This window comes from Acinetobacter sp. YH12200, from assembly GCF_013418175.1.
Lineage (GTDB): Bacteria > Pseudomonadota > Gammaproteobacteria > Pseudomonadales > Moraxellaceae > Acinetobacter > Acinetobacter pseudolwoffii.
Window position 1 is genome coordinate 1 of record NZ_VPCO01000049.1, and the last position, 6,124, is coordinate 6,124.

General features: G+C 37.8%; 7 protein-coding genes. 2 read left to right on the forward strand and 5 right to left on the reverse strand.

The window, feature by feature from the left end; genetic code table 11:
* Positions 1-648: 648 nt before the first annotated feature.
* The 3 genes from FTU90_RS15520 to mobQ form a co-directional block, all read right to left on the reverse strand.
* Complete coding sequence (locus FTU90_RS15520; protein ID WP_063454693.1) at positions 649-1,185, reverse strand: plasmid replication DNA-binding protein; 537 nt, start codon at positions 1,183-1,185, stop codon at positions 649-651.
* 67 nt (positions 1,186-1,252) lie between these two features.
* Positions 1,253-2,176, reverse strand: a complete 924-nt coding sequence (gene repM, locus FTU90_RS15525; RefSeq protein WP_004282204.1) for a replication initiation protein RepM — start codon at positions 2,174-2,176, stop codon at positions 1,253-1,255.
* Positions 2,177-2,713: 537 nt separating this feature from the next.
* Positions 2,714-4,150, reverse strand: a complete 1,437-nt coding sequence (mobQ, locus tag FTU90_RS15530) for a MobQ family relaxase (protein ID WP_180073081.1) — start codon at positions 4,148-4,150, stop codon at positions 2,714-2,716.
* A 209-nt stretch (positions 4,151-4,359) separates the two neighbouring features.
* Here mobQ and FTU90_RS15535 point away from each other — a divergent pair, with 209 nt between their 5' ends.
* Positions 4,360-4,626 carry a mobilization protein gene (locus FTU90_RS15535; protein ID WP_180073089.1) on the forward strand — a complete coding sequence of 89 codons (267 nt, stop codon included), beginning with the start codon at positions 4,360-4,362 and terminating at the stop codon, positions 4,624-4,626.
* A 17-nt stretch (positions 4,627-4,643) separates the two neighbouring features.
* Entirely contained in the window at positions 4,644-5,075 is a 432-nt protein-coding gene (locus FTU90_RS15540; RefSeq protein WP_180073083.1) for a hypothetical protein, read from the forward strand.
* A 16-nt stretch (positions 5,076-5,091) separates the two neighbouring features.
* Here the strand turns inward: FTU90_RS15540 and FTU90_RS15545 are convergent, their stop codons facing one another.
* Positions 5,092-5,640 (reverse strand): TetR/AcrR family transcriptional regulator, encoded by a 549-nt coding sequence (locus FTU90_RS15545; protein WP_218945130.1) that lies wholly within the window; start codon positions 5,638-5,640, stop codon positions 5,092-5,094.
* A 9-nt stretch (positions 5,641-5,649) separates the two neighbouring features.
* Complete coding sequence (locus tag FTU90_RS15550; RefSeq protein ID WP_180073087.1) at positions 5,650-5,994, reverse strand: SMR family transporter; 345 nt, start codon at positions 5,992-5,994, stop codon at positions 5,650-5,652.
* Positions 5,995-6,124 lie beyond the last annotated feature (130 nt).

Below are 6,124 nucleotides of genomic sequence, written 5' to 3' on the forward strand. Positions count from 1 at the left end.
TAGGAATTTCGCATAACAACCATTATGTTAAATGGAGAATAAAATACGATCATATATTTATAATCCAATTCTTTTTTTGATAGAAAGAACCATTCTTTCTTTATTTAAATATCTGATACAGTGGCACTTATATAAAATCTTATAACTTAGGTGATCCATGCCTAGCCTAACTCTCAAAGCGACATCAAAAAGATGCTTCGAGCCTAAAGTTCTAATGATTCTAATTGAGTGTCTGCCTGATGAACAAAGGCCTCCTATCAAAGAGTTATTAACCTCTTATCCTGTAGAAATTAAACTAAATTTAACTCCAGAAGTCTTAGAACCCACTCTCGAAAAAATACTAAAACGATTAGGCAGAGTATTTATTATCAGTAAGTAGATCAGTTCTGAAGTTTTCTTAAAATTAACATAATACACCTTATACGAAATGCGTTATAATTCTCTTGAAAATTCAACGCTGTAGTTCCTAGTTGATAGCCCGAACATCCCTGTTCGGGCTTTTTTTATCTTTTTTAGTGTTCCACGCTTAATAAATAAGCAATGTTCCACGATTTTATTCAGTTTTAATAAACATCATCCGGTTTTTTGAGGAGTCATTATTTCATGTGCTTGCACTGAAATTGGCTCATCAAAAAAGTGGAGTCCTGGTTAACCGTAAGGAAGGAAAAAACGGCTCAGGAAGCCTCTCTTTTTAGGTGTAGGCTCAATATGTTCTGGAACAGGGATGCGTTTGTTCTCTGGAGTAGTCAATCCGTCATAGTTCGATTCAGTCTGTGGCCGAGAATCTGTTGCTATATCCTGTTCAGATTTATGATCGGTAAACGTAGTCATATTGGCTTTTGGAGCTTCCAGTAGGCGCTGCATGGCCTCAATCTGTTCTTGATAAAACGATTCACGTTCTAATGATTGATTTTCTCTCTGTATTGCCTGATTTAATTGTCTTTCCAGCATGTCAACTTGACGTTTTAGCGAGTCAACTTCTGTTAAGTTATGCCTACTAGTTGATTGACTTTGGTTGACACTAGAATTGCTTTTTTGTGGTTCCCCAAAAACTCTCAAGGCTTCTGAAAAGTCAATTAATCCATCCGATCCTTTTGATAAATTTCCTTTCTTTATATGGGCATATACAGCTTGTCTTGAATATCCATATAATTTCGCTAGTTCTGAAACTGACAGTTTTTTCATTATGTAAACCAGTTTTCAAATAGTGTTAATAGTTGATTGTTAACTTTACTATGTCAATTGACATCATTCATTGAAAGCCGACTTTTCGAAGTAATGGCATAAATTCTTTTAATTTATTTGGCTCTTGTAGCATGGTTACAATCCGAGCAGCAAACTGTTCATAGCTTTCATTACCTTGTGAAAGTTTAGCCATCTCAGGAAGTTCTGATAATTTACTAGCAAATAAATATCGTTGTGCATCAGTCAAATTGATTTTTAGCTCTTTGTCCTGACTAATGTCATTGGCTGTATTTGTTGCTGACTTTTTCTGTTTGAAGCTAAATGAAAAGCCCGTAATGGATCTGCCGGTTTTATGTTGTTCAACTTTGACATTAATATCGGTATGTTCATTTACTTGCTTTAATGCAATGTCTAAAACATATTTCTTAAAATCGTACATCCTTTTGTATTCAGTCTCGAGTACACCTATTTTTTGTCTGAAATCGTAGATAGTTATAAGAGGCGTTTTTCCGGTACTACGCCACGCAATCAATATTTCATATAAGCGAACAGCATAAGCACTCGTTAAATTGCTTATTTGCTGTATCTCATACTTTGTAAATTGTTCTTCTAATCGAGTTATTAAAGGCACAATAGCAGGAGCAAAAATAAGTCTAACGACAGCCTCATTATCAATATAAGCAACCTCGCTTACCCATCTTGACTTGTGATTAATGACATTACCTTTTTCACTAAGACTTTGATAACTGAATTGTCTTGCAAATAGGTCATCGCAAGCATCTTTTAAGGCTTGATAAGCAGTATTTCGATGTACACCAAATTGATTGATATAACTTTCAGCATGAACTGTTAATGGATCATTAGCATTTATCCCTTTACCTGATTCCCTGGCCTCAACGATAGCTAAAAGAATTAATCGTTGTTCTACTAGATCAAGGTTATAACTAGCATTAATTAAAGCGTTATCTTTGACAATTAGTTCGGTTTTCATATGAAAAATTTATATTTTTAAGTCAATAAGACGAGGTTATATTATCAACTCGCTTAATGCAAGGTAAACCTCGTTTTAATGCAAGGTAAACCTCGTTTTAATGCAAGGTAAACCTCGTTTTAATGCAAGGTAAACCTCGTTTTATAATCTCTCAAAGCCTTATAAATTCAGGTTTACAGGCTATCTAAAAGCATTTAAAAGCTTAAAAATAATTAAAAGCCCAGGGAATGAAAAATTGCCCTTGGTTTTCGCTTCGCTCAAACTCTATTGAATCTCGCTTTCGCTCGATTCGTCGGGGCAATTTTTGGTTCATATTTTCGTGAATTTAAGAAAAAGCAAAAGCAAGATCAAAAGCAACTCGGAATTCGCTTCGCTCATGAGCTTTTTTTCTCGCTACGCTCGATTTAAGAATCAAACTTGGAAAGTTCGCACCCATGCGGGATGCTCTGTAGGGTAGGTGATTAATGGATAGGGAGCTTGTAATCAGGGAAAGGGATGGGCAAATTTTTTCAGTTCGCTCGTAGACACTCGCTCTGTTTAGCGACTCATGCCACGAGATTTCATTTTAGGCGCATGTTGCTGTGCTTTGAGCTGTTGTTCCTGTCTGAGTTTCATCTGTTGTTCTGCTTTGATCTCATCCACACATTTTTTAATGACTTGATAGGATGGGTATAGAGTCTGGTATTGCTTGGCTTTGGCTGGATGTTGTTGTTGGTACTGCTTCCAGGCATGTTCTTTAAACTTTTCATTTTCCAATAAATCCTTCACACCATGTTTTTTCTGGTGTTCATGCTGACCTTTCAGCTTTTTGTGTTCCTGGTAAATCGCATCACGTTGGGCTTCCCAAGCTTTTTTTCCAAACAGTAAGGGTTTGTGCTGGGTTAATTCGTTGTGTTGATCGACCAGGCTTTGCAATTTGTCATGACTTTGCTTGAGTCCGCTTTTCACGATCTCCTGGGCAAGCTGCTGATTGAACTCGTTTTGATGTTTTTGCTGCTTGGTCAGGTTTATTTCGGCTTGTTTGAGATTGCGCTGCATAAAATCCAGGTCTAGATTCGCGTCTTTTGCGCTGATTTCGCGTTTTAGTACTTTGCCAAGGGTTTCCCTGTGTTTTTCCTCAAACAGGGCTTTTTCGTCAATTGGTGGCGTTTTAGCGCTATTTTTGATTTGGATCTGCTGTTCTGTTTTCAGTGTGCTGAGTTTGATCTCATTTTCAGCAATCAGCAGATCCATATTTTTGCCGTATTGCAGCTGAGCCTGATTTCTCTGTTTGATTTCATCATTGCTGCGGCTGATTTCGGTCTCAATCCCTTTTCGGCGTAGTTCGGTGACTTTCGGTCCTTCGTGCAGGGTGGCTTCCAGGCCATTTTCCTGGTCTTTGTAGCTGCGGTGGTCAACCCGGGCGGTGGACCCGGCCAGATCCAGGTGCATATTGCAGATATCGGCAAAGTGTTCGCGCCAGTGCTCGATTTCTCCACTGTGTTTCTGATCCAGTTCCCGGGTTTTCTCGGTAAAACCTTCAGGCGTGAGTTTGCGTGTGCTCATCAGGATATGGGCGTGATAATTACGTTCATCACTGCCGGATCCAGTATGCGGTGCATGGATACAGGCATCGACGGCCACCTGATGTCTGTCCACGATACTGGCGCATAGTTCTTCGAGCATGGCCAGACGTTGTTCCTGGTTCAACTCACTTGGAAAGGCAATTTCAAATTCCCGGGCAACTGTCGAGTTTTTTCGGGTTTCCCGTTGTTCCACTTCGTTCCAGAGTTTTTCCCTGTTTTTTAGATGCTTTGGTGCGTCTTCGGGTAAATAAATTTCTTTATATTCCACGCCAGTTTTTCGGCTGTAGTCATGTTCTCGGCCTTCACGTTCACAATAGATCTTTTCACCGGCCCGATAGGCAATTGCAGCAGTAGCGGAACGCCCTGCTGATCGTGCTACGGTTTTGACTGAAAAGTGGTAAATCGCCATGCCTGTTTTTCGCTTTTAAATTTTCACGTAGTGAAATACAACCGTGCCTACGGTTGTCGGGGTATTGGGGGGACCCCAATCGGACTTGTAAACGAAGTTTGCATAAGTGCGCTCTTCGAGGAAAACATTACTATACATATAGCACCTTGAATGCATATTCAAGTGCGCTTATGTTAGGGATGGTTTCCCAGGATGATGGTATTGGATTAATGAGCATTACTGAAACACTAGACAGCAAAATTAAAGCCCAGGAAGAAAAGCTGAAACAGCTCAAAGCTCAAAGACAGGCAGCACTAGCAAGAGAACGAGTCAAAGAGAAAGAACAGGCTCGAAAGGATGATACTAGACGCAAAATTTTAATTGGATCCTGTATGCTAAAAATCACTGAAGATGATGAACAGGCCAGAGCTAAACTAATTGCTCAGATGGATAAGTATTTAACGGATGAGCGTGACCGAAAGCTTTTTAATCTATAAATTTTGAGAGATGAGTAGTGGAAGATCCAACACTTAATGAGTTAATACGTAATACAGAATTATTCTTTGAACATCACTGGAATGTAGATCTATTAGGAAAGCCTCCTGAATGGTCACCAGTACATTTTAATTTTGGAAAAATTCCTAATTACGATAAACACGGTGTATATGCGTTTATCAAAGGAGATTTAGTGACTTATATCGGTGTTGGGACTTCTAGAGGTGCTGGCCGTTATCGTGGTAATGGCTTAAGCGCCAGGGTAATGAAATATTGCCGATGGAATGAAGATAAAACTGAATATATTGCGATAGATCCAAGATTAAAAGATGCTGGATCCATCATTACGATAGGCTTTGAACGTGATAGGGCTTATTTAGCAAATGCTCTAGAAATTTTTCTTATCTCTAAACTCCAACCTGTCCACAATGTGGTTAAAGTTGGTATGTAATTTCGCATAAGAGATTTTATGTTAAATACGTTCGATTGAGAAGAGCATCTTCTAATTTAGAACATTTATCATCATCAATGACACCAGTAATACTTTGTAGCCATAACCCATCTGCTGCTAAACGAATTAACTCTAAATTAGGATGACTGTCTGTTTCTGCATGTTGTGATAATCTATTTTTAAGCCATTCCATCCAAATTTTATTAAAGGTAGGCTCTGTAATTAGAGTCATTGATACAGCTGACCATGCAGAAACCACACCATTTATTTGATGAATAAAAGCACTGTGAACATAAGCTCGTGTGAATTTTCCATATTCGTCTTCATCTCGTTTCATTAGATATTCAATAGTTTGATCTACTTCAAGAATTACTTGATTAAACATTTCTTCTATTAAAATTTCTTTATTAGGGAAATGATGGAATATTCCCCCTTTTGTGATGCCTACTGCTGTAGCAATATTTTGAATAGAAACACCAGAAATGCCTTTTTGTGAAACAAGAGTAGCTGCTTGTTCAAGAATACGCTTTCGAATAATTTCTGGCTGTTTCTTAGGCTGTTGCATTTTTTTCACTTAATGACCTGTAGATTGAGAGAATAGATTAATAACAACAACTCCAGAAACTATTAAAACAATACCAATCATAGCTGGAGCATCTAAAGTTTGTTTAAATAAAACGTAGCCAACAATACTAGTCAGAACAATACCGAATCCTGCCCATATCGCATATGCAATACCTAAAGGGATTGTTTTAATAACTTGTGATAGCAGATAGAAAGCTAGACTGTATAGAATTATCACCATAATACTCGGAAATAATTTTGAGAAACCCTCTGATTTAACTAAAAAAGTGCTACCTATAACTTCTGCAATTATAGCTAATCCTAATAAGCTATAAGCTAAGAAAAAAGCATTCATATCGACACCTTTATGTATAACATACCATCCGGATGGTATGTTATACATAAAATAATTTTGTGCAATATATTTATAGATATTTTATTAATTTTCCTACACTTAACATAATACACGTTATACGAAATGCCCT